At 62.2% G+C, this 22,750-nt stretch carries 18 protein-coding genes, 1 tRNA gene, 2 rRNA genes and 1 pseudogene; 3 read left to right on the top strand and 19 right to left on the bottom strand.

Annotation, left to right across the window (positions count from 1 at the left end):
* Positions 1–41: 41 nt before the first annotated feature.
* The 4 genes and pseudogenes from G9465_RS05425 to G9465_RS25540 all read right to left on the bottom strand — a co-directional run bounded on the left by G9465_RS05425 (position 42) and on the right by G9465_RS25540 (position 5,779).
* Positions 42–2,966, bottom strand: a 23S ribosomal RNA gene (locus tag G9465_RS05425).
* Positions 2,967–3,339: 373 nt separating this feature from the next.
* Positions 3,340–4,808, bottom strand: a 16S ribosomal RNA gene (locus G9465_RS05420).
* The 16S and 23S rRNA genes sit together here, the layout of an rRNA operon.
* A gap of 402 nt (positions 4,809–5,210) precedes the next feature.
* Positions 5,211–5,483: pseudogene (locus G9465_RS26250) on the bottom strand (type II toxin-antitoxin system RelE/ParE family toxin).
* 104 nt (positions 5,484–5,587) lie between these two features.
* Complete coding sequence (locus G9465_RS25540; protein WP_166966283.1) at positions 5,588–5,779, bottom strand: ribbon-helix-helix domain-containing protein; 192 nt, start codon at positions 5,777–5,779, stop codon at positions 5,588–5,590.
* A 1,040-nt stretch (positions 5,780–6,819) separates the two neighbouring features.
* Here G9465_RS25540 and G9465_RS05405 point away from each other — a divergent pair.
* On the top strand, positions 6,820–7,485 hold the full coding sequence (locus G9465_RS05405) for a helix-turn-helix domain-containing protein (protein ID WP_166968189.1): 666 nt from the start codon (positions 6,820–6,822) through the stop codon (positions 7,483–7,485).
* Between the two features lie 367 nt (positions 7,486–7,852).
* Here the strand turns inward: G9465_RS05405 and G9465_RS05400 are convergent.
* The 8 genes from G9465_RS05400 to G9465_RS05365 form a co-directional block, all read right to left on the bottom strand.
* Positions 7,853–7,924, bottom strand: a tRNA-Ala gene (locus tag G9465_RS05400).
* A gap of 139 nt (positions 7,925–8,063) precedes the next feature.
* Complete coding sequence (gene rpsJ / locus G9465_RS05395) at positions 8,064–8,375, bottom strand: 30S ribosomal protein S10 (RefSeq protein ID WP_135305362.1); 312 nt, start codon at positions 8,373–8,375, stop codon at positions 8,064–8,066.
* Between the two features lie 3 nt (positions 8,376–8,378).
* The gene (gene tuf, locus G9465_RS05390; protein WP_166968188.1) at positions 8,379–9,644 is read right to left on the bottom strand and encodes a translation elongation factor EF-1 subunit alpha; all 1,266 of its coding nucleotides are present in this window, start codon (positions 9,642–9,644) and stop codon (positions 8,379–8,381) included.
* 300 nt (positions 9,645–9,944) lie between these two features.
* Positions 9,945–10,118, bottom strand: coding sequence for a hypothetical protein (locus G9465_RS05385; protein ID WP_166968187.1), 174 nt, complete (start codon positions 10,116–10,118; stop codon positions 9,945–9,947).
* 69 nt (positions 10,119–10,187) lie between these two features.
* Positions 10,188–11,141: a homoserine dehydrogenase gene (locus G9465_RS05380; protein ID WP_166968186.1), complete on the bottom strand. Its 954-nt coding sequence runs from the start codon at positions 11,139–11,141 to the stop codon at positions 10,188–10,190.
* The gene (locus G9465_RS05375; protein WP_166968185.1) at positions 11,138–11,671 is read right to left on the bottom strand and encodes an amino acid-binding protein; all 534 of its coding nucleotides are present in this window, start codon (positions 11,669–11,671) and stop codon (positions 11,138–11,140) included. The genes G9465_RS05380 and G9465_RS05375 overlap by 4 nt, the downstream gene beginning before the upstream one ends.
* An 89-nt stretch (positions 11,672–11,760) precedes the next feature.
* Positions 11,761–11,982 carry a hypothetical protein gene (locus tag G9465_RS05370; protein ID WP_166968184.1) on the bottom strand — a complete coding sequence of 74 codons (222 nt, stop codon included), beginning with the start codon at positions 11,980–11,982 and terminating at the stop codon, positions 11,761–11,763.
* Positions 11,983–12,146: 164 nt separating this feature from the next.
* Positions 12,147–14,333, bottom strand: a complete 2,187-nt coding sequence (locus G9465_RS05365) for an elongation factor EF-2 (protein WP_166968183.1) — start codon at positions 14,331–14,333, stop codon at positions 12,147–12,149.
* 189 nt (positions 14,334–14,522) lie between these two features.
* Between G9465_RS05365 and G9465_RS05360 the strand changes: the two genes are divergently transcribed.
* Positions 14,523–15,320: a DUF5781 family protein gene (locus G9465_RS05360; protein ID WP_166968182.1), complete on the top strand. Its 798-nt coding sequence runs from the start codon at positions 14,523–14,525 to the stop codon at positions 15,318–15,320.
* Here G9465_RS05360 and G9465_RS05355 read toward each other — a convergent pair.
* The 5 genes from G9465_RS05355 to G9465_RS05335 all read right to left on the bottom strand — a co-directional run bounded on the left by G9465_RS05355 (position 15,317) and on the right by G9465_RS05335 (position 18,510).
* On the bottom strand, positions 15,317–16,030 hold the full coding sequence (locus tag G9465_RS05355; protein ID WP_166968181.1) for an energy-coupling factor transporter transmembrane protein EcfT: 714 nt from the start codon (positions 16,028–16,030) through the stop codon (positions 15,317–15,319). The two genes, G9465_RS05360 and G9465_RS05355, sit on opposite strands and share 4 nt — an antisense overlap.
* Positions 16,024–16,728: an energy-coupling factor ABC transporter ATP-binding protein gene (locus G9465_RS05350; protein WP_166968180.1), complete on the bottom strand. Its 705-nt coding sequence runs from the start codon at positions 16,726–16,728 to the stop codon at positions 16,024–16,026. Before G9465_RS05350 ends, G9465_RS05355 begins: the two co-directional genes overlap by 7 nt.
* The gene (locus tag G9465_RS05345) at positions 16,725–17,309 is read right to left on the bottom strand and encodes a biotin transporter BioY (RefSeq protein WP_166968179.1); all 585 of its coding nucleotides are present in this window, start codon (positions 17,307–17,309) and stop codon (positions 16,725–16,727) included. Before G9465_RS05345 ends, G9465_RS05350 begins: the two co-directional genes overlap by 4 nt.
* A 152-nt stretch (positions 17,310–17,461) precedes the next feature.
* Entirely contained in the window at positions 17,462–18,079 is a 618-nt protein-coding gene (locus tag G9465_RS05340; protein ID WP_166968178.1) for a 30S ribosomal protein S7, read from the bottom strand.
* Positions 18,080–18,081: 2 nt separating this feature from the next.
* On the bottom strand, positions 18,082–18,510 hold the full coding sequence (locus G9465_RS05335) for a 30S ribosomal protein S12 (protein WP_135305350.1): 429 nt from the start codon (positions 18,508–18,510) through the stop codon (positions 18,082–18,084).
* A 214-nt stretch (positions 18,511–18,724) separates the two neighbouring features.
* Between G9465_RS05335 and G9465_RS05330 the strand changes: the two genes are divergently transcribed.
* Positions 18,725–21,133 (top strand): methyl-accepting chemotaxis protein, encoded by a 2,409-nt coding sequence (locus G9465_RS05330; RefSeq protein WP_166968177.1) that lies wholly within the window; start codon positions 18,725–18,727, stop codon positions 21,131–21,133.
* 16 nt (positions 21,134–21,149) lie between these two features.
* Here the strand turns inward: G9465_RS05330 and G9465_RS05325 are convergent, their stop codons facing one another.
* Together G9465_RS05325 and rpoA2 are read right to left on the bottom strand one after the other, a co-directional pair.
* The gene (locus tag G9465_RS05325; RefSeq protein WP_166968176.1) at positions 21,150–21,575 is read right to left on the bottom strand and encodes a NusA-like transcription termination signal-binding factor; all 426 of its coding nucleotides are present in this window, start codon (positions 21,573–21,575) and stop codon (positions 21,150–21,152) included.
* Complete coding sequence (gene rpoA2 / locus G9465_RS05320) at positions 21,575–22,750, bottom strand: DNA-directed RNA polymerase subunit A'' (protein ID WP_166968175.1); 1,176 nt, start codon at positions 22,748–22,750, stop codon at positions 21,575–21,577. Before rpoA2 ends, G9465_RS05325 begins: the two co-directional genes overlap by 1 nt.

Raw genomic sequence — 22,750 nt, 5'->3', positions numbered from 1 at the left:
TTCAGTCAGCTCGATGGCTGAACTGCGAGTCACAGTGCGTATGAATGATGGCTTCAGGCTGTTAGTTCTCGTGGGCTCAACACTTCGTTACCTCAGTGCGTACACCCCGAGTCTATCTACCCTGTCTTCTACAGGGCCTTCAGCGGTGTCTCTTTTCCAGGTGGGTTTCGAGCTTAGATGCGTTCAGCTCTTACCCCGTGCCGCGTGGCTACCCGGCAGCGCTCTCTCGAACGACCGGTACACCAGTGGCGGCCAATCGTAGTTCCTCTCGTACTATACGATCGTTCCCGTCAGACACCATTACACACCCAATAGATAGCAGCCGACCTGTCTCACGACGGTCTAAACCCAGCTCACGACCTCCTTTAATAGGCGAACAACCTCACCCTTGCCCGCTTCTGCACGGGCAGGATGGAGGGAACCGACATCGAGGTAGCAAGCCACTCGGTCGATATGTGCTCTTGCGAGTGACGACTCTGTTATCCCTAGGGTAGCTTTTCTGTCATCAATTGCCCGCATCAAGCAGGCTAATTGGTTCGCTAGACCACGCTTTCGCGTCAGCGTTCCTCGTTGGGAAGAACACTGTCAAGCTATCTTTTGCTCTTGCACTCTTCGCCGGGTCTCTGTCCCGGCTGAGATAGCCTTAGGGCGCGCTCGATATCTTTTCGAGCGCGTACCGCCCCAGTCAAACTGCCCGGCTACCGGTGTCCTCCTCCCGGAGTGAGAGTCGCAGTCACCGACGGGTAGTATTTCACTGATGGCTCGGTGGCCTGCTAGCGCAGGTACCTGTGTAATGCCTCCTACCTATGCTGCACATCGGCGACCACGTCTCAGCGACAGCCTGCAGTAAAGCTCCATAGGGTCTTCGCTTCCCTTGGGTGTCTCCAGACTCCGCACTGGAATGTACAGTTCACCGGGCCCAACGTTGGGACAGTGATGCTCTGGTTAATCCATTCATGCAAGCCGCTACTGATGCGGCAAGGTACTACGCTACCTTAAGAGGGTCATAGTTACCCCCGCCGTTGACAGGTCCTTCGTCCTCTTGTACGAGGTGTTCAGATACCTGCACTGGGCAGGATTCAGTGACTGTACGAGTCCTTGCGGATTTGCAGTCACCTATGTTGTTACTAGACAGTCCGAGCATCCGAGTCACTGCGACCTGCTCCGTTCCGGAGCAGGCATCCCTTATCGCGAACTTACGGGACTAACTTGCCGAATTCCCTAACGTCGGTTGCTCCCGACAGGCCTTGGCTTTCGCCGCCATGGACACCTGTGTCGGTTCTCGGTACGGACATCATACTCGTCTTTTCACGGGCCCCAGGTTGAATCACGTTTCCCTATTCCGCCGTTCGTCCGCTTCGTGCCATTACGGCTTCCACGGAGTTGGACGGTTCGACCGGGCGAAAGCCCGGCGTGATCGACCCCAGGGCGTCGACTTTCACTGTATGATGGCACGGGAATATTAACCCGTTTCCCATTTTGTCTCAGTCGAGTTGCGGTGAGACTTAGGACCGGCTAACCCTCAGCTGATCAGCAGTGCTGAGGAACCCTTATCCATTAGGCCGTCGGGGTTCTCACCCGACTATCGCTGCTACTATGGCCAGGATTTTCGTCACTCATCGGTCCACAGGAGTTCTCACCCCTGCTTCCACCCAATGAGAGCGCCAACCTACTCGATTGCCCGGTCAAGGGCACGGATAGGTCTCGGTGGTGGATTTGAGTCCCGATCATTTTGGGCGCCTCAAACCTCGGCCGGTAAGCTGTTACGCTTTTCTTAGAGGGTAGCTGCTTCTAAGCTCACCTCCCGGCTGTCTAGGGCTCGAGACCACCTTCAGAGGATTACACTTAATCCACACTTGGGGACCTTAACCTATCTCTGGGTTGTTCCCCTCCTGGTGCACAGGCTTACCCCGCACACCGGAATCCCCGCGTCAAACGGCGTTCGTAGGTTTGGAGTTTGACAGGTGTGCCGACTCCTCTCGGAGGCGGTCACACCAATCGGTCGCTCTACCCCACGAACTACCTCGGCGGAGGTCATGCTTCGACATGTTTCGGTTGGAACCAGCTGTTGCCGGACTCGATGGGCCTTTCACCCCTACACATAGATCACGAGAGGGTATTGTAGGACACCAACTCTAACAGGCTTCCACGTGCCTTTCGGCACGCTTCACCTTGTCCATGCGTAGATCGTCCGGATTCGGGTCGTGTCCGTGTGGCTCCCCGCCCTTGAAGACGGCGGCCCTCGCGCAAAGCGCTGCGGCCATGTCGGTTTCCCTGTGCCTCCCCGATGCTCGGGTTAGACTTGCCATACAGACACACTCCCTGGCTCGTTTTTCAAAACGTACGACGGAACATCGGCTTCCCGTGAGTCTTACTGGAGACTCGCGTCTCGGTCATTCGTCACGGGACCTTGTATGCCCCGTCGCTCCATCGCCAACTGAGTTCAAGCTCTATTTCGCCTCCCTTCTGAGGGTACTTTGCAGCGTTCGTTCACACTACTTGTGCACTATCGGTCTCGAGGAGTGTTTAGCCTTCGCAGTCGATGCCTGCGTTGTTCGCGAGGGATATCCAACCCCCGCTACTCCGGAACTGACGCACGCCGTACTGGTCTCAATTACGGGGTTGTCACCCTGTTTCACGCCCTGTTCCAAGGGACTTCATTGAGACGGTCGAGCGATGAGAGTCAGTCCAAACACCACATTGCCCGTGAGGGCTTCGGTTTGGGCTGTATCGCGTTCACTCGCGGTTACTGACGATATCACGTTGCGTTTTCTTTTCCTCCCGATACTGAGATGTTTCAGTTCTCGGGGTTCCTCATTGCGCGAAGCAATTGTGAAGAGATTCTCATTCGGAAATCCTGAGTTCTTAGCCTCCGTGCGGCTCCCTCAGGCTTTTCGCAGCTTGGCACGTCCTTCTTCAGCTCTCGAGCCGAGCTATCCACCAGCTGGCATAGTAGCCAACGTCGTTGTGACTCGCTAAACTGAACGAGTCCAGTGGACGCCTGGATCGCACGTACACACGGTTTCATACTCGCCCCAAGGTGGTAGATGGTGGGCGAATCGACCCTTCCCAGCCTCGGTTTCACCCGGGCTGGTGCATCTGTCGTCGTACCGTGTTCGAGCGCCGGCCCACACTTAAGGGGACGGGTTTCGAACGCGGCACGAAGTACGGACCTGTCGGGAGTTGCACCCGACATCCCAGAGTGGGACTCCGTCTCGGAGCGGTCTTGTGAGCCCAAGGGCCCATACAGTCGTCAGTGTTACGCGCTGACAGTGCGGGTGACTTGTGGTCACCAGTCAGTGTAAGGTGGGTCAGGGCAGAGCCCTGATCCCGGTCTGTAGGAGGTGATCCAGCCGCAGATTCCTCTACGGCTACCTTGTTACGACTTAAGCCCCTTGCGGAGCCCAGATTCAACCAGCGCATGCTGGCTTCATCCGGACCCCACTCGGGTGCTTTGACGGGCGGTGTGTGCAAGGAGCAGGGACGTATTCACCGCGCGCTTATGACACGCGATTACTACCGAATCCAGCTTCATGCGGGCGAGTTTCAGCCCGCAATCCGAACTACGACCACGTTTGGAGATTAGCTCCACCTCTCGGTGTGGCATCCCACTGTCGTGGCCATTGTAGCCCGCGTGTTGCCCGGTCCATTCGGGCATACTGACCTACCGTTGCCCGTTCCTTCCTCCGCTTTAGCAGCGGCAGTCCTCCTAGTGTACCCAACTACCTCGAGGGTATTGCTGGCAACTAGAAGTGCGGGTCTCGCTCGTTGCCTGACTTAACAGGACGCCTCACGGTACGAGCTGACGGCGGCCATGCACCTCCTCTCAGTAACTCGGGTAAGTTCGTCAAACTGACCGTCGTTATTACTGTCGGGACCGGTGAGATGTCCGGCGTTGAGTCCAATTAAACCGCAGGCTCCTCCGGTTGTGGTGCTCCCCCGCCAATTCCTTTAAGTTTCATCCTTGCGGACGTACTTCCCAGGCGGCTCGCTTATCGTCTTCACTACGGCACATCACGCACTCATGGTGCGTGACATACCTAGCGAGCATTGTTTACAGCCAGGACTACCCGGGTATCTAATCCGGTTCGAGACCCTGGCTTTCGTCCCTCACTGTCGGGTCCGGTCTCTCGACGTGCTTTCGCCATTGGTGGTCCGTCCAGGATTACAGGATTTCACTCCTACCCCGGACGTACCCGTCAAGTCTCTCGGCCCCAAGCCGTGTAGTTTCCACCGGACGCCGACGCGTTGAGCGCGTCGATTTCCCAATGGACTTACACAGCAAGCTACGGACGCTTTAGGCCCAATAATATCGGCCATCACTTGGACTGCCGGTATTACCGCGGCGGCTGGCACCGGTCTTGCCCAGTCCTTGTTCCTGAACCACCTTACGGTTCAGAAAAGCGAGGACTATATGCCCTCGCACTCGGAGTCCCCCTATCGCACTCTCGTGCAGTGTAAAGGTTTCGCGCCTGCTGCGCCCCGTAGGGCCCGGTATCTTGTCTCAGATACCGTCTCCAGGCTCTTGCTGTCACAACCTGTACCGATTATGGGCATGGTGGGCCGTTACCCCACCATCTACCTAATCGGCCGCAGCCACATCCTACAGCGCCGGAACGTTTCTCACTCTCGACACTCCAGTCTGAGAGTGATATCCGCTATTGGCCTCAGTTTCCCGAGGTTATCGCGGTCTGTAGGGTAGTTTGGCCACGTGTTACTGAGCTATACGCCACGAATCTAAGTTCGTGCGACTAGCATGGCTAAATCGGACTCCGATAGCAATGGCCTCCGGCAGGATCAACCGGAATGTGCTGATATACATCAGCGGCGGAAGTGGTTGCACTCCGTCGGAAGCGTAACCCATCGACTCCTACGTCGATGGTGACTACTGTATGGGTCCGTGGGCTCACATCAGATTCCATCTTGACGGCGGACCGCAGGGGTGGAATCCTCATGGGGTCGAAGGGTGCTCGCGTCGAGCACCCTTCTACGAGCGACCGGTCGCCGCGTCGACGACCGGCCGTGTCGACCCGGGCGGCCCGGGGCGACCTTCGCATCATATCCGATGGGAGGGGTACATATAAATGACTCGTCTCAAGCCCGCCCTGTGCTGCCACCACATAGCCCCCACGTGACGGGGTTACATACTCATTTGAGAAGCAACTGAGGAACGGTGTGGAATATAAACCCAGAGACAGCAGGGACCGCATCTAGCTGCCGAGTATCTGAGCGTCGGAAACCCGGGACATCGACCCGCTCCGGCCGAGCGTACAGGCGAGTCGGTACTGTCCGACGCGGAGTTTCGAGAACGGACCGCCGGTCAGCGGTTCGAGGCAGTCGTCGGGCTCACGCCACTCCGAGTCGACGATCTCGTCTGATTCGAGACGGTCCTACACGTGTGGGTCGAGCGAGTCGAACTGGTCGGCCGCGCGGGTCGTGAACTTCCACGTCCACTCGTCATCGGCACTTTCGTCTCGGCCCATCATCTCGACGACCGCCTCGCGTGACACCAACTCGTCGTCACTCGCAGTTCGTGTTCGCTGGCGGTGACCTACTTTCACCCCCTCACGAGAGAATTCTGGGCGTTTCACCCGTCTCGTGCGGCGTACCGACGGAACTCGCTCTGGGAATTGAACCCCTGTTCTTTCCAAGTCGTGTCGATGTCTTCGAGGAACGCCTCGCTGAGACGGAGGTTGATTTGGACTATCCCCGGTCCGTCGTCGCCTGCCGCGGTATCCGTGTCGGAGATAGACAGACGCTTTGCAGACGCATATGCCAAAACCTTGCCGCCAAGCGAGACACGGCGAGCGGACTCGCTATGCAGGTAGTACTCACTAACCCGTGTCCGTCACGGAGCGTAACGAATTCACGACGGCTCGATTACGGCTGTCGTCGTAGAGGGGCGTAACTGGTGTATGGTAGAAGTGGACTCGCCGGGGTTCGATGACGCCGCGTGAAAGAATCGAGTGAATCCTGATGCTGTCGGGTGGTTTCAAGATCGGTCTCACCACCAGCTCCGGGCCATAATTAGTACGACTGGCCCTCAATCTCACCGATCAAGAGTCTATCCGGTATCTGCCAGATACTCCGTGACCGATACAGAGGGTGCGTTCAGCAGTCGGGCGCTGCTCTGTGAGTCAGTGAGACGGTGGCCGGGACAAATAGGAGAGCGGCTCGTCAGAGCTAGTGGTACACTGACTCAGAACGAGGATGGACGCGTATCGAAAATCTCTCGCGGCGTTCGCTGTGACGATAGTCGTCCTTTTTTATTCGCCCCTCGTCGTTCTCACCGCTTCCACCGAGCAACGTGTGGAAGGGGTCAGGAATGCATGAACTCTTCTAAAGTCGCTATAAATAGGTTATACGATTAAGCTACAGAACAATGCGGTCACGGGTCTTCTATTCAGTTGTATGACACAGAGAGACCATAGCGACGATCAAGGCAGAGCTACTGAATCAAAATTCTACCTCCCCGCCGGGTCCACCCCGTCGTTCGTAGCCAGTCGGATCGAGTGTATCTGGGCGACGCTGTTCAGCCATGGCATTGAAACATCGACATAGCTGCGAACGAATGCGTTGAAACAGTCGGCTCAGGTAGATTGTATTAATTTCTGATTGGATCTGACCGACGTACAGAGAAGTGAGTACTTGAACAGTATCTTTGTATCCAGAAATCATGACCAACCGACTCACTTAAGCCGCCACACGGCCACCACTACGACCCCGGTAGCAAGCATTGCAATGTAGATTTTCACCAAGCCTCTCAAAAACAATTGATTGAGAAACTTCACACATTGAACACTACTACCCTACAGAACAATGACCGATATTAAAGCGGTCGTCCGAGTCGAGCATCCTGACATAGTTCTCACAGAGACAGTCACTCACGACCGAAGTTCGAAAGTCAAGTCGGTGTCAGAGGCAGGAACTGACCCAGCATCGGGAAAGTTCTTCTATCACATAGAGTCCTCAGATTTCGTTCAGTTCGAGGACGGATTGCAGAATGATAACACCATTGGCGAATTCGAACGAGTTATTGAAACCAGAGATGAGGAGGCGATCTATAGCTTCGAGTATACGGACGAAGCGAAGATCCTCTCACCAGTTATTTCGACCGCGAATGGTGTCATACTCGAAATGGAGAACGAGGGAAAGGCTTGGATCTTAACAATATGGATACCCGAGCGAACGAATCTGGTCCATCTCTGGGACTATGCACAACAGAATGACATTGATATCGATTTACTGCGCGTGAACGAATACGCTAGTTTAGGTAATACGGACGCTGGGTTGACCGATAGCCAACGAGAAGCACTCCTCGTTGCATTCGAAACAGGGTATTTCGAAGAACCACGGAACGCAACTCTCAGCGAGGTCGCCGTTGATCTGGATATATCTCAACCTGCAGCCAGTGGTCTCCTTCGACGTGGAATCAAGCGACTCATCGTATCGTCCCTGATGGATGACAGTGAACAGCCAGATTGATCAACGGCTACTCGGTGCAGTGTCGACGGTGACACCCTGAGGGCACGACTTGTGTCTCCGTCAGCGTGATAGGGTGCGTGTCGTGACCGAGACGCGCCCTGTATGCAGCAGCATCTGGAAAGCCTATCGGTGCTACTGACGTCACTGAGGCCACGCAACCCGAGATATGGGCGGCAGCATCACGAGACGAATCGTACAGGAGTCAATGACGATTGAGTATCTCGTCCGTCTCCGTGTCGCAGAACGCGAATCACAGCCAGCGATGGCCCCATCACGAATCGTAACGAATGTTATCCGTGTTCAGTGAGTTTACACTTAGCGGACGTTAGAGTGTTTGAAACACTCGAAATGGTGGAGAAGGTAGGAATGGACTCGCCGGGATTTGAACCCGGGGCCTCTTCCTTGCGAAGGAAGCGATCTGCCACTGATCTACGAGCCCGCGTCGTCTGCCACTCGAACGCGGGGTAGTATAAACCCTGCGCGTGAGGGCGAACTTCGATAGCGATTCACACGGTGTGTGGGGTGTGTCCCGGCGTGCGATTCGGGGCGGGTGCCGTACTCGAGGACGACCGGTCGGGTTAGTCCTCGAGGACGATCTCGATGGAGACGTCGTTGGGCACCTGGATGCGCATCAGCTGGCGCAGCGCCCGTTCGTCGGCATCGATGTCGATGAGCCGCTTGTGGACCCGCATCTCCCAGTGTTCCCACGTGGCCGTCCCCTCACCGTCGGGGGACTTCCGGGTGGGAACCTCGAGCGTCTTCGTCGGGAGCGGAACCGGACCGGACAGTTCGACGCCGGTCTTCTCCGCTATCTCCCGCACGTCGGCGCAGATGTCGTCGAGGTCCTCGGGGCTCGTACCCGCGAGCCGAACGCGTGCCTGTTGGGACATGTGTTATCGCTCGTTGACGCTGAGGACCTTCCCAGCGGCGATGGTCTGACCCATGTCGCGGATAGCGAATGAACCGAGCTCCGGAATCTCGGAGGACGGCTCGATGCTGAGCGGCTTCTGGGGTCGGACCGTGACGACTGCGGCGTCGCCGTTCTGGATGAAGTCCGGGTTCTCCTCGGCGACTTCGCCGGAGGACGGGTCGATCTTCTTGTCGATGGACTCGACGGTACAGGCGACCTGTGCGGTGTGGGCGTGGAAGACCGGCGTGTACCCTTCGGTGATGACCGACGGGTGCTGCATCACGACGATCTGGGCCTGGAAGGTCTCGGCGACCGAGGGCGGGTCCTCGGCGGGACCGCAGACGTCACCACGGCGGATGTCGTCCTTGCCGACGCCACGGACGTTGAACCCGACGTTGTCACCGGGCTCGGCCTTCGGGACTTCCTCGTGGTGCATCTCGACGGTCTTGACCTCGCCGGCGACGTCGGACGGCTGGAAGCTGACGTTGTCGCCGGTGTTGAGGATACCCGTCTCGACACGGCCGACCGGGACCGTACCGATGCCGGAGATAGTGTAGACGTCCTGGATCGGCAGGCGGAGCGGCGCGTCCGTCGGCGGCTCCGGAGCCGGCAGGTTGTTGAGGGCGGTCAGCAGGATGTCGCCGTCGTACCAGTCCGTGTTGTCGGACTCCTCGGCGATGTTGTCGCCTTCGAAAGCCGAGATCGGGATGAACGAGGCGTTCTCCGTATCGAAGCGGACCTGGTTGAGGAGGTCCTTGACCTCTTCGACGGTCTGCTTGTAGTCGGACTCGCTGTAGTCGACGAGGTCCATCTTGTTGACGGCGACGATGAGTTCGCCGATGCCCAGCGTACGGGCCAGGAAGACGTGTTCCTGAGTCTGCGGCTGAACGCCGTCGTCAGCGGCGACGACGAGCACGGCGTTGTCGGCCTGGCTCGCGCCCGTGATCATGTTCTTCACGAAGTCGCGGTGGCCCGGACAGTCGACGATGGTGAAGTCGTAGGCGTCCGTGCTGAACTCCTGGTGGGCGATGTCGATGGTGACACCACGCTCTCGCTCTTCGGCGAGGTTGTCCATGACGTAGGCGAACTCGAAGCCGCCCTTGCCCTTCTCCTCGGCCTCTTCCTTGTGCTGTTCGATGACGTGCTCCGGTACCGATCCTGTCTCGTAGAGGAGTCGGCCGACGAGCGTGCTCTTACCGTGGTCGACGTGGCCGATGATGGCCAGGTTCTGGTGTTGTTCGTCGCTCATTGTTGTTTCTCACGCGCAGGGGCGCTATATCGGAGTCTTTGGCCGGTGGTTCATAAAACGATTTCGAAAGCAATCGCGGGCGAGAACCGCGCTGTCTGGCGATTTGGGACGCGGTGTCACGCAACGGGGCCTGCACCCGGTCTCACCGACCGCCTGTCGTTCGGGCAGTCAGTGCACGTCCGTGAAGACTGCACAACCCCTGCGTTCGTATCGTCAGTCGCGTACGAAATTGAGAGTCGCTGCCGGGCAGTGTGTGAAAATGCTGACAGAGTCTGAGTGAGGGAACTGAGAACGGGACGGTTACAGATCCGCACTCAGCTTTTTGCCAGCCTCGTGTAGTTCGTAGGCGAGGTACACCATCCCGACGATGCTGATGGGCGGAATCAGGAGGGCAGCGCCGAGACCCGGTTTCCACCGGGGTAGCAGGGCAAGTCTCGCTTCGACTTTCTCGATAACGTTTCTGCTACGTGTCATAATTCGGCGCTGTTTCGTCGCAATACATATTTGGTGGGGAGTACCGGCACACCTGCGAAACCGCGCTTCCTACCGTTCGGGGAGACGGCCGACGTCGGCGAGGACGGCACTCGCCGTCTCGGGACCGCCGGCACCGCGGCCCGAGATGTTGAGTCGCCCGGCGTGTTCGGTCTCTAGCTGGACGATGTTGCGCGTGCCCGTCGGGGCCAGCGGTGCGTTCTCGGGGACGAGTCGCGGGCCGACTCGGACCTCGCCGTCGGCCACTTCGGCGATTAGCCGCACCGTCCGCCCGTCTTCGGCGGCCAGTTCGAGTGCGCTCCCCTCGATGTCCTCGATGCCCTCGACGTCGGCGTCTTCGAGCGTGTACTCGCGACCATCGTCGGCGAGGACGTTGGCGACGATGACGCCCTTGAGGGCGGCGTCGGTGCCGTCTACGTCGAAAGTCGGGTCGGCCTCGGCGACGCCGAGGTCCTGGGCCTCGGCGAGGACGTGTTCGTAGCCCAGTCCCTCGGCGCTCATCCGCGAGAGGATGAAGTTCGCCGTGCCGTTGAGGACGCCTCGGACCGCGTTGATGTGTTCGGGGTCGAAGTCGTCGATAGTCGAGAGGACGGGCATCGCACCGCCGACGGTCGCCTCGAACAGCACCGTCCCCGCGCTCTCACGTTCGAGTGCGCGCACGTCCGCGTAGCGCTCGGCGACGGGGCCCTTGTTCGCCAGCACGACGTGACGGTCGCGTTCGAGCGCGGCCTCGACGTGACCGAAGCCGGGTTGGGCGTCGCCCAGCGTCGTCGGCGTCGCCTCGACGAGCACGTCGTAGGCGCCGTCGAGGGCGTCCTCGGGGGTGGCGTCGCCGACGATGCCGTCGGTCGCTTTCCGGTCGATGGCGCCAGCCACGTCGATGCCGTCCGGGTCGACGGCGGCACTCTGGGAGTCCGCGTAGGCCGTGACCGTGTGGCCGTAGCCGGCCGCCAGTTCGGCGACCGAGGAGCCGACCGCACCGGCACCGAGGACGGCGAGTCTCATAGGTCACCTCCGGCCGCGAGGGGTTCGATGACGCGTAAGTCCTTCTCGGCCGCGAGGGCACGGACCGTCTCCATCACGCCGTCGGCAGCGCCCTGTTCGGTCGCCAGTCGGATGCGTGCGCTGGAGGCGTCCTCGGTCCCCTCGGGGGCAGACAGCGAGAGGTCGGTCACCGTGGCGTTCGTCGATTCCTGGATGCGCGAGAGCGTATCCGAGAGGTCCGTGTTGATGAGATGTCCCGAGAGGACGACCGTCAGCGTCTCGCTGTAGCGTTCGGCACCGGCCTGGATGACGTTGATGCCGGCGTCACGGACGGCGTCGACGATAGCCTCGAATCGCTCGGGGGTCGCCTCTAGGTCGACCTCCACGGGGATGTGCCCGCGGGGCGTGACGTTGCCCCGCTCGTGGAAGATAGAGAGGAGGTTCCCGCCGTTGTTGGCGATGGGTTCGAGCGCCCGCAACAGCTCGCCCGGTTCGTCGACCAGTTCGAGCCGCAGTGTGTAGGACCGAACCTCGTCGGTCGAGTCGCTCATCGCCCGCTCACCTCCTGTGGAGTAGTACCGCTCATTGTGGGTGACTCAGCAGGGGCACGTATAAGAAACCGTCCGTTTGGTCGGCGGTGTCAGGGCAAGTACTGGTCGTAGAGGTCGTCGATCCACTCGTTGTACTCCTCGCCGCGCGGAGAGCCCCACGGGTTCCGCGAGAAGTAGTAGATGGCCGCAAACAGCGTCGATATCCAGAGCGCGATGGCCGGCGAGACGACCAGTTGCCAGAGGAACGTCGACGTGCCGGCGACGAGCGCGGCGATAAGGAGGTCGACGATTTGGTGGAGTCGGTTCGACATATCCGTCGGTTAGCCGTGCAGTGGCCTAAGCGTGGGGGCTCGTCGCCGTACGTCGCTCCGCGGCGGACAGACAACTACACGACACCGTCGCTCGGTACCGAGACGGCAGGAGAGAGAGCGAAATCGCGGACCACGCCCGGTGGCGCGGCCGTCTCGCGAACAGGTTAGAAGTAGTCGATAGCGGCGGGCAGTTCCGTCTTCATGCCCTTGCGCTCTCGAATCTCGGTGATCTTCTCGGGCTGGAGGTTGTCGGCCATGACCTGGAAGCCGGCGTTCTCCGTGTTCCAGGAGGCACGACCCTCGGTGGCCGAGCGGATGTCAGAGGAGAACCCGATCATCTCGTCGACGGGCGCGACGCCCTCGACGACCATCAGGTCCCCTTCCTGGTACATGTCGTCGACGCGGCCACGGCGACCCTGAATCTCGCCGGAGGCGGCGCCCATGTGTTCGTTGGGGACGTCGATGCGGACCTGCTGAATCGGCTCCAGCAGTTTGATGTCCGCGTCGATGAGGGCGTTGTGGACGGCCTCACGCACGGCCGGGATGACCTGGGCCGGACCGCGGTGGATGGCGTCCTCGTGGAGACGGGCGTCGTGGAGACGCAGGAGCGACCCCTGGACCGGCTCCGCGGCGAGGGGACCGTCATCGAGGGCCTCTTCGAGCCCCTCGATGACCAGTTCCATCGTCTCGTTGAGGTGCTGGATACCCTTCGTCTCGTCGAGCAGGATGTTGGTCCCGTGGATGTGCTCGATGTTCTGGGAGTCGTCCTTGTCCATGCCGGCCTCCTGCAGCGCCTCGCGGCGCTCCAGTTCGGGCATGTCCATCGAAGCCTCGCCGAGCTTGATGGTCTCGACGATGTCGTCGCTGAGCGGTTCGACGGTGATGTAGAACCGGTTGTGGTTGTTCGGCGAGCGACCCTCGACCTCGCGGGACTCGCTCTGGGGAGCCTCGCGATAGACGACGATCGGTTCCCCGGTGTTGATGGGGATACCCTGGTTGCGCTCGATACGCTGCCCGATGACCTCGAGGTGGAGTTCGCCCTGCCCGGAGATGAGGTGTTCGCCGGTGTCCTCGTTGATCTCGATCTGGATGGTCGGGTCCTCCTTCGCGACCTGCTGGAGCGTCTGGATGAGCTTCGGCAGGTCGTCCATGTTCTGTGCCTCGACGGACTTCGTGATGACCGGCTCCGAGATGTGTTCGATGGACTCGAAGGGGGTCATCTCGACGGAGGACACCGTGGAGCCGGCGATGGCGTCCTTCAGACCGGTGACGGCGGCGATGTTGCCGGCGGGTACTCGCTCGACTTCCTCGCGCTCGCCACCCATGTAGATGCCGACGCTCTGGATGCGGTTCTTGCCCGCGGTCCCGGAGACGTACAGCTCCTGGCCTTTCTCCAGCGTGCCGGAGAAGACGCGGCCGGCGGCGATCTCGCCGGCGTGGGGGTCGACGCCGATGTCGGTGACCATCAGGACGACCTCGCCGTCCTCGTCGACCAGTCGCATCTGCTCGGCGAGTTCGGACTCGGCGTCACCACGCCAGATGCGCGGGATACGCATCGGCTGGGCGTCGACGGGGTTCGGGAAGTGCTCACAGACCATGTCGAGTACGACGTCCGACAGCGGCGTGCGCTCGTGGAGCTCCTGGCGCTTGTCGTTGCGCTCCAGTTCCATGATCTCACCGAAGTCCATCCCGGTGCGCTGCATCGACGGCATCGAGACGCCCCACTTGTAGAGGGCGGACCCGAAGCCGACAGTCCCCTCCTCGACGGAGACCGTCCAGTCCTCGACGTCGTCCATCTCCTCGGTCATCCCGCGGATGAGCTCGTTGACGTCCTGGATGACCGCGAGAAGACGCTGTTGCATCTCTTCGGGACCTTCCTGCAGTTCGGAGATGAGGCGGTCGACCTTGTTGATGAACAGCGTCGGCTTGACGCCCTCGCGGAGTGCCTGCCGGAGCACCGTCTCCGTCTGGGGCATGGCGCCTTCGACGGCGTCTACCACGACGAGCGCGCCGTCGACGGCACGCATCGCACGGGTCACGTCGCCACCGAAGTCGACGTGGCCGGGGGTGTCGATGAGGTTGATGAGGTGGTTCTGGTCCTCGTACTCGTGGGTCATCGAGACGTTCGCGGCGTCGATGGTGATCCCACGTTCCTGCTCGTCTTCCTCCGTGTCCATGGCCAGCTGCTGACCGGCCGTGTCGTCGGAGATCATGCCCGCACCGGCGAGCAGGTTGTCCGTCAGCGTCGTCTTGCCGTGGTCGACGTGAGCGGCGATGGCGATGTTCCGGATGTGCTCCGGGTCGTCCATCAGTGTCTCACATTCTTGAACGATTTTCTTACGTCGGCCCATTATACAGAAGCGTATCCACAGGAGGGTCAAAAGGATAGTGTTTCCGTGTGAGCGTGCTATTCGCACGCGAACGTAGTACTCGGGAGACGGGAGGGACGTCGGACCGCCAAGCCGAGCGCCCGGATAGGGAAAAACGGTGTGCAGACCGCCACAAGAGCCATACGTTCTCGACGAGTGTGAACAACACACATGGATGTCCACGTACGGAGTGGGCCGGCGGAACCGTTTCTCAGCGCGCGGGACCTCTTCTCGACCGAGTACGACCTCGACCGCCCGGTGACAGTACGGGTGGAAGCGGACCCGGACGAACGGACCCGCGTGAGTCACGACGACGACAGCCACCGACTGACGATCTCACGGAAGGCCGCGACGAGTGCGATGGCCCGCGAACTCGCACTCCACGAGTTCGCACACATGCACCACTACGAACGGGGCCATCCCTCACACACGCAATCGACCGAGGAGGCCATCTACCTCGCACTCGCCGGACGCTCGGTCGAACGGCGGAAACTGATTCACTGTTATCAGATCGCGAACCACATGAAAGACGTCTACGCCGACGACGTCTGGATGGCGATGGCGCCGGGCGACAAACTCGTCGGCTTCCTCGAGGCGAGTCTGGCGGCCGCAGTCGCCGACCGCCCGGCCGAGATGCGCGGGTGGGGGAGTATGGCCGCCCCACCCCGGCATCGGCGAGCGAGCGATGCAGCGACCCGTCTCACGCCTGCCGCGGACCCGGACATCACGGCGGTCAATGCCGCCTTCGCGCTGGCACTCTGTGAGCGCCACGGCCTCGTGGCCGACGGCCACCGACTGTACGACCTCGCGCACGCGGCCGCACACGACGCCGCCGACGTCGACCTCGTGGAGTTCAAGCGCCATTTCGAGTCGCTCGCGCCGGACCCCGACGAGTCGGAGTTCCGCAAGGCGCTGGTCGACGTGACCAGAGCGTACGCCAGCGACGAGAGCGGTCGCGCCGCCGACTAGAAGAGAGTCAGCACCGGCGAGAGCGTCAGTGCCAGCCCCAGCGCCAGCACCGGGTAGTCGGCCCGAGCGAACGCGAGGGGCGGGAGCGTCGGGTTCCACGCGAAACAGCGCGCCCGGAGCGCGACGCCGAGTCGGTCAGAGCGGGCAAGCGTCCGCTCTAGGGACCGGACGACGAGCAATCGCGCCCGCTCCCACGGCGGGCGACGCTCGCCACCGCGGGCCCGTATCGCGTCGCGAATCTCGCGAACGTCGACGAGGACGACGGGAAAGAGCCGAACGACCAGCGCCGTGCCGACGCCGAGCAACTGCCCGGCTTTCCCCGGGACGAGACGCTGGACCGCCGCACGCGTCTCCCGGACCGGCGTACTCCGCAGGTAGGCGGAGCTTACGAACAGGACGGGAACGACCCGAGCGACGAGACGTGCCGAGCGAAGCGCCGGGTCGACCCGAAACCACGGCGGCCCCAGCGTGACGCCGGCGAGCAGCGGCGCGAGTGCCAGCACCACGAGGACGACCCGGTACGACCGGACGACGGCCAGCGGCGAGAGTCTCGCCGTCGCGGCCGCTAGCAGGCCCAGCACCGTCGCGCCGGCGAGCCACGGCACCGTCGGGTGGGCGACGACGGCGACGGCGAGGCCGAACTGGACCAGCAGTTTCGACCGGGGGTCCAGCCGATGGGCGAACGTATCGCCGGGTCGGTAGCTCAGCATCGCGGGTCACGCACGCCGAGGTCGGTGACGCCATCGAGCGCCGTCTCGGGGTGGTCGTCGAGGACGACCCGTCCCGCCCGCATCCCGACGACGCGGTCGGCCCGTTCGTGGAGGTCACGCAGGTCGTGGGTCACGACGAGGAGCGCGGTACCGTCGGCGTAGAGCGAATCGAGATGCGAGAGGACGCGCTCACGGGCCGGCCAGTCCAGCCCCGCCAACGGTTCGTCCAACACGAGATAGTCTGGTTCCATCGCGAGCGCGCCCGCGATGGCCGCACGCGCCTGTTCGCCGCCGGAGAGTTCGTCGAGTCGTTCGTCGGCCCGGCCGTCCAGCCCCACGGCCGCGAGCGCGTCCTCGACGCGCCTGTCTATCTCGACTCTGTCGAGGCCGAGGTTCTCCGGACCGAAGGCCACGTCGGCGCCGACCGTCGCCGCGACGAACTGGTCGCGAGGATGCTGGAACACCATGCCAACCGTCGTCCGTGCGACTACCGGCGCCTCGCTCACGTCGGTCCCGTCGACTTCGACCGCCCCGCTGTCGGGAGTCAACAGCGCGTTCAGGTGGCGGACGAGCGTCGTCTTCCCGCTCCCGTTGGGGCCGACGAGCAGACAGAACTGGCCCTCGGGAATCGAGAGCGACACGTCGTCGAGGACGACCCGGTCGTCGTACCGGAAGGTGAGGTCCCGAACCGTTATCATCGCCGTACGAGGTAGCCACCCTCGACGATGGCGACGGCGATACCGAGTTTCAGCAGGTCGAGCGGGACGTACGGCGCCATCACCCCGGCGGCACGCGGGAGCGGGAGACCGGTGACAGCGGAGAGCCACGGGACACCGATGGCGTAGACGACGACGAGCGACGCGAACAGGCCCGTGACTTGAACGAGAACGGACACCGAAGAGAGGGAACGCGGTTCGACGCCCCGGTGGACGATGGCACCGGCGACGACGGCGCCGACGAGAAAGCCGACGAGGAAGCCGCCGGTTCCCTGTCCGACGAGGACGTAACCCAGTCCGGCATTGCCGTTCGAGAACACCGGCACCCCGGCGATACCGACGAGGATGTACAGCGTCAGCGCGAACCCGCCCCAGAGCGGTCCGAGGAGGAGGCCCGCGAAGAACATCCCGAACGGCTGGAGCGAGAACGGTGGCAGCGTCCCCGGAATCGGTATCGACACCTGGGAGAGCGCCGCCGTCAGCGCTGCGACGAGGACAGCTTTCGTGAAGTGCTTGACCGTCTCCTCGCCCACCAGTTCGACCGACTCGTGCTGTTGTGACATGCGCTATCCTCTCTCGTCAACCAGAATATAACCGACGGTTGACGGCCTCGTGCTGGCGGTCGGCGCGTCTCGGACCGACCAGCGAACCGACGAGCCAGACGGCGACGCCGCGGCTGAGCGGGCGAGAAAATCGAGAAAGACAGTCGGTCAGATTAGCGAGCGGCGGCCGCGACGCGCTCTTTTTCCTCTTTCTGGTTGACGGCGTACGTCTGGACGTCGTCGTTGGCGGCACCGATGAGCTGCTGGGCGAGTGCCTCGGCAGCGCTGGTGGTCGTCTTGTACGTGCTCCCGTAGACGCCCTCGGAGAGGTACTTCAGGGCCTGATCGACGCGGCGCTGGGGGGCGACGTCGACGGCCTTCGGGACGGAGATGCCACCGTACTTCAGGCGGACGGTCTCCTCTCGGGGGGCGCTGTTCTCGACAGCGCGGACGAGCACCTGCACGGGGTTCTCCTCGGTGCGCTCGTGGACGATGTCGAAGGCGTCCTGCACGATGGAGGTAGCGAGCTGCTTCTTGCCCGTGTTCTCGTCGGTCTGCATCAGACGGTTGATGAGACGCTCGACGACGCTGATCTCGGACTTCTTGAACTGCTTGTCCGCGTGGCGACCCATCGTGTGGGCGATGGGCGTCACGGTGATGTAGCGCTCGGTCGAGGGGTCGGTGTACTCGATGTCGGTGACCGACCACGTACCGAACAGTTCGGCGCGGGCCGTCTCTTCCTCGTCTGTGCCGGCGGGTGCGTCGGGTTCGGGTTGTTCTTCCTCGCTCATGATTATCGGACCGGTTTCTCGGCGTTGCCGCGGACGAGTTCGATCATGGAGACGCCGTTGACCTTCTCGACCTTGTAGTTGACACCGGAGAGGTCGCCCATCGCACGACCCTTCGCCCCACCGATACCGGCGATGGTGACCTCGTCGTGCTCGTCGATGAAGGAGATAGCGCCGTCACCGGGACAGAACGCAGTGACCTGCTTGCCGTTCTTGATGAGCTGAACACGCACACATTTCCGAATCGCTGAGTTGGGCTGTTTCGCTTCGATGCCCACCTTCTCCAGTACGATGCCTCGACCCTGCGGCGCGCCCTCGAGCGGGTCGGACTTCTTGCCGAGTCCGCGTTCGCGGCGCGCGTAGTCAGAGTCGGACCACCGGTGCTTCTGGCGGTCCTTCTTGAGTTTGCGCGCGGCGTATTTGCCGTTTGCCATAGTAGGCATCGTTATCCTGCCGAGGTACTTAAGACTCCTCTTTTGTCGGCGCCGTACCGCCCGCCTGAGGCGGTCTCCCCCACGTGAACCGGTCACATCGTCAGCCCCGATATTTGTTGTTGATAACCGGGGAGTAGCCTTTACAATTCCCTTTAGGAAAGTAGGGGCAACGTACACGACCGAATATGGCCGCAAAAGAATCCGACACAGACCCATGAATAGTGCGAAACTCCTCCCTGACGCCGTTCGGCAGAGCTACCTCCGGAAGTTCGCACTCGCCGTCGCCGTCATCGCGGTGGTGGTCACGAGCGCCGGCCTCGTCGCCCAGAGCACCATCGCCGCCGAACTCACCGAGCAACGCGAAGGCGAACTCTCGACGACGACACAACAAGAGGCCCAGTCGATGTCCGACTGGCTCGAACGACAGAAACGGACGACGAGGCTCCTCTCGAATCACTACTACGTCGCCGGCGCGACCGCGACGCGAGCACAGGGAACCTTCGAGAACGAAAAGCAACGTCTCGATGGCTCCGTCCACGCTATCAACTACGTCTCGTCGGCGACCAACCGCATCGAGCGAAGCACGGTCAACGCCTACCGCGACCAGACGCTGAGCGACTTCGGCATCGCGTGGCATCGGGGCGTGCTCACGTTCGAGGACGCCGACGACGTCGCCCGGTCGCGCGTGTTCCGCTACGACGGTCACTTCTACATCGCGTTCGCGAGCACCATCCCAGAGAGCGAGTCTCACACCGTCGTCTTCTACAACGTGAGCAAGCGGTCACAAGCGTTCAGTAACTCCATCGAGGGGAGCGAGACGTACGTCGTCGAGTCGACCAGCGGTCGGAACGAAATCGTCTTCGCGGACAACGTGTCCCAGATATTCGGTTTCTACGACGGTCCGTCCGAATCGGCGGCCGTCACGGCCGCTGCCAACGGCACCAGCGGCATCGTTCAGACGGACGAGTCGGTGCTGAGCTATGCTCCCGTCGAGGGGACCAACTGGGTCGTCGTCAAGAGCGCGCCGACGGGGAACGTCTACGCCCTCCGTAACCAGGTCGAGCGAGATCTGTTCGCGCTTATCGGCCTCGCGCTGGTCGGATTCGTCGTCTTCGGAGCGTTCGTCGGCCGCGACATCCGACGCTCGCTGACCCGGGTCGCCGACCGCGCCGAGGCGTTGGCCGCCGGTCGTATCAACGAGGGCAGCGAGACGAGCGACCGACTCGACGAAATCGGGCAGGTCGAGCGGGCGTTTACCGACATCCAGTCCTATCTGGGGACCGTCGCCTCGCAGGCCGACGCACTCTCCAGACAGGAGTTCGACGACCCGGTCCTCGAAGAAGACGTTCCGGGACGCCTCGGGGAGTCCCTGGACGCGATGCGGACCGACCTCCAGCGGTTCATCTCGGAGATAGAAGACGCGAAGGCCGACGCCGAGGATGCACAGCGGGAGGCCGAAGAACTGGCGAACTCGCTGGAACAGCAAGCCGAGGAGTTCTCGGCCGTGATGCGCCGGGCCGCCGACGGCGACCTGAGCCAGCGCCTCGACACCGAGACGGGCACCGATGCGATGGACGAGATAGCGCGGGCGTTCAACGACATGCTCACCGAGCTGAGCCAGACCGTCGTCCACATCCGGGAGTTCGCTACCGAGGTCGACGGTTCCGCCGACCAGATAACGGCGAGCGCCACCGAGGTTCGGGACGCGAGCGAGGAAGTCAGCGAGTCCGTTCAGGAGATCGCAGGCGGGGCCGACCGCCAACACGAGAACCTCCAGCAGGCCGCCGACGAGATGTCGAACCTCTCTGCGACCATCGAGGAGGTCGCCGCACAGGCCAACGAGGTGGCCGGCACCACCGAGGAGGCCGCCGACGTCGGTGAGACCGGGAGCGAACGTGCCGGCGAGGCCATGTCGGTCATGAACGACATCGAGCGCCGGGCCGACGAGACGATCGCCCGCGTGGAGGCACTCGACGAGGAGATGGCCCACATCGGCGAGGTGGTCGACCTCATCGACGACATCGCCGAGCAGACGAACATGCTCGCGCTGAACGCCTCTATCGAGGCCGCCCGCGCCGGCGAGGCCGGGTCCGGGTTCGCCGTCGTCGCCGACGAGATAAAGCAACTCGCCGAAGAGACCGGCGAGGCCACCGACGAGGTGTCTGCGGTCATCACCGACGTGCAGGACTCGACCGACGAGGCCGTCTCGGACATCCGGGAGATGGGCGACAGCATCACCGAGGGCATCGACACCGTAGACGACGCCATCGAATCGCTGGAGACCATCGTCGACCGGGTCGAGAACGTCAACGACGGCATCCAGTCCATCAACGACGCGACCGACGAACAGGCCAGCGCCACCGAGGAGACGGTCGCGATGGTCGACGAAGTCGGCTCCATCAGCGAAGAGACCGCCAGTCAGGCCGAGGACGTCGCTGCCGCCGCAGAAGAACAGACCGCGACAATCAACGAAGTGACCACGAGCATCGAATCGCTGTCGGCACAGGCGACGGACCTCCGTGAACTCCTCACGCAGTTCGACGTCGAGACCGGGCAACACCACGGGAGCGATACCGACGTGTTTGACCCCGACGTCGCCGCCGACGGCGAGGGCGACGACTAAAAGAACCGGGCGTCGCTCAGGTCAGTTCGATGCCGTCGATCTCGAAATGCCGTTTCGCAAGCATCCGTGCGGCGTCGATGTTGCGACCCTCACGACCGATGGCCGCGCCGCGGTCCTCCTGTGCGACCTCGACGTAGGCGACGGTGTCGTCGTTCTCCGAGACGGTGACGTTGTACACCGCCGCCGGAGCCAGCGCGTTCGCGACGAAGTTCTCCGCCGTCTCGGCGTCCTCGACCAGTTTCACGTCGCGACCGAGTTGCTCTTCGACGGCTTCGACCGTCTGCCCGCCGGGGCCGATGGCGTCGGCCATCTGGCCGTGTTTGACGAGGTAGACGATCTGGTCGTGGTCCTCGTCGACGACGCAATCCCGGACGGTGACGTCGGCCTCGTCCTCGAAGAGGGCGACCAGTCGGCGCGCTTCGTCCGAGATTTCGACCCGCATCAGTCCTGACTGGTGCCCATGCGGAGGTCGACGTCGCCGGTGCCCAGTTTGATGGGCTTGCCGACGATGACGTTCTCGGTGACGCCGTCGAGTTCGTCGACTTCGCCGTGGATGGCGGCGTCGAGCAGGTGGTTGACGGTGACCTCGAACGCCGCACGCGCGAGCACGGAGTCTTTCGACCCGCTGATTCCGTGGCGGCCGATGGACTCGATAGTCCCCTCGTTGGTCATGATGTCCGCGACCAGCATCAGGTGCCGGACGTTCACGTCGTCCAGCCCCTGCTCTTCGAGGGTGTTCATCGTCTCGTTGATGAGCGTCTCGCGGGCCGCTTCGACGCCGAGGCTCCGGTATATCTCGTGGATGTTGTTACACGTGGTGCGGGAGGCGTCGACGCCCTCGATGCCAAGCACCTCGCCGAAGTCCGACCCCTCGGTGTAGAGGACGAACTCCTCACCGTTGTCGGTCTCCTCCTTGCGGATGACGACGCGGGAGATCTCCTCGATGCCCTTGAAGACGATGTCGCGCAGTTCCTCGACCAGTTGGAGGAGGTCCCGGTAGCTCGGCTCCTCGGGGCCGAACTCGATGACGGTGCCGGCCTGCCGGGTCTGGACGCTGAGATTCGACTCGATAGTCTCGGCTATCTCCTCGGCGATGGCCTCCGTGTCGTTCACGGTCGGCCAGCGTTCCAGCAGCGTGTCCTCGTTCAGGTCGATCTGGACGAGCATGTCCGCGACGTTCGTCGAGATGTCACCCAGCGCGAGGATGCGCGTGGCCTCTATCTTCCAGACGACCTCGTGTGCGCGCTCGCGGTCGTCGGCGTACTCCTCGTCCAGATGGACGGTCATCATCGGCGTGTCAGGCGTCTTCCGGGCGTCCACCAGTTCGATGAGGCGCGGCAGCCCCTGCGTGACGTCGATTTCGGCGACCCCCGCGTAGTGGAACGTGTTCATCGTCATCTGGGTCCCCGGTTCCCCGATGGACTGGGCCGAGACGGTCCCGACCGGGTCGAGCGGGTCGACACGCGTGTCCATGTAGCGGGACTCGACGGCCTTCGCGATTCGGTCGGCGTCCTCGACGCCGACGCCCTTGGCTTCTATCGTGCTGTACACGTCGTCTTTCAGCCGTCGCGGGAGTTCAGTGTCCTCGACGACGGCCTCGATGTCTTCGGATACCAT

This window comes from Haloarcula sp. JP-L23, from assembly GCF_011602445.1.
In the GTDB taxonomy this organism is placed as follows: Archaea; Halobacteriota; Halobacteria; order Halobacteriales; family Haloarculaceae; genus Haloarcula; species Haloarcula pellucida.
Note: the sequence above shows the minus strand (reverse complement) of the source record. Positions and strands in the feature narration are given on the sequence as shown.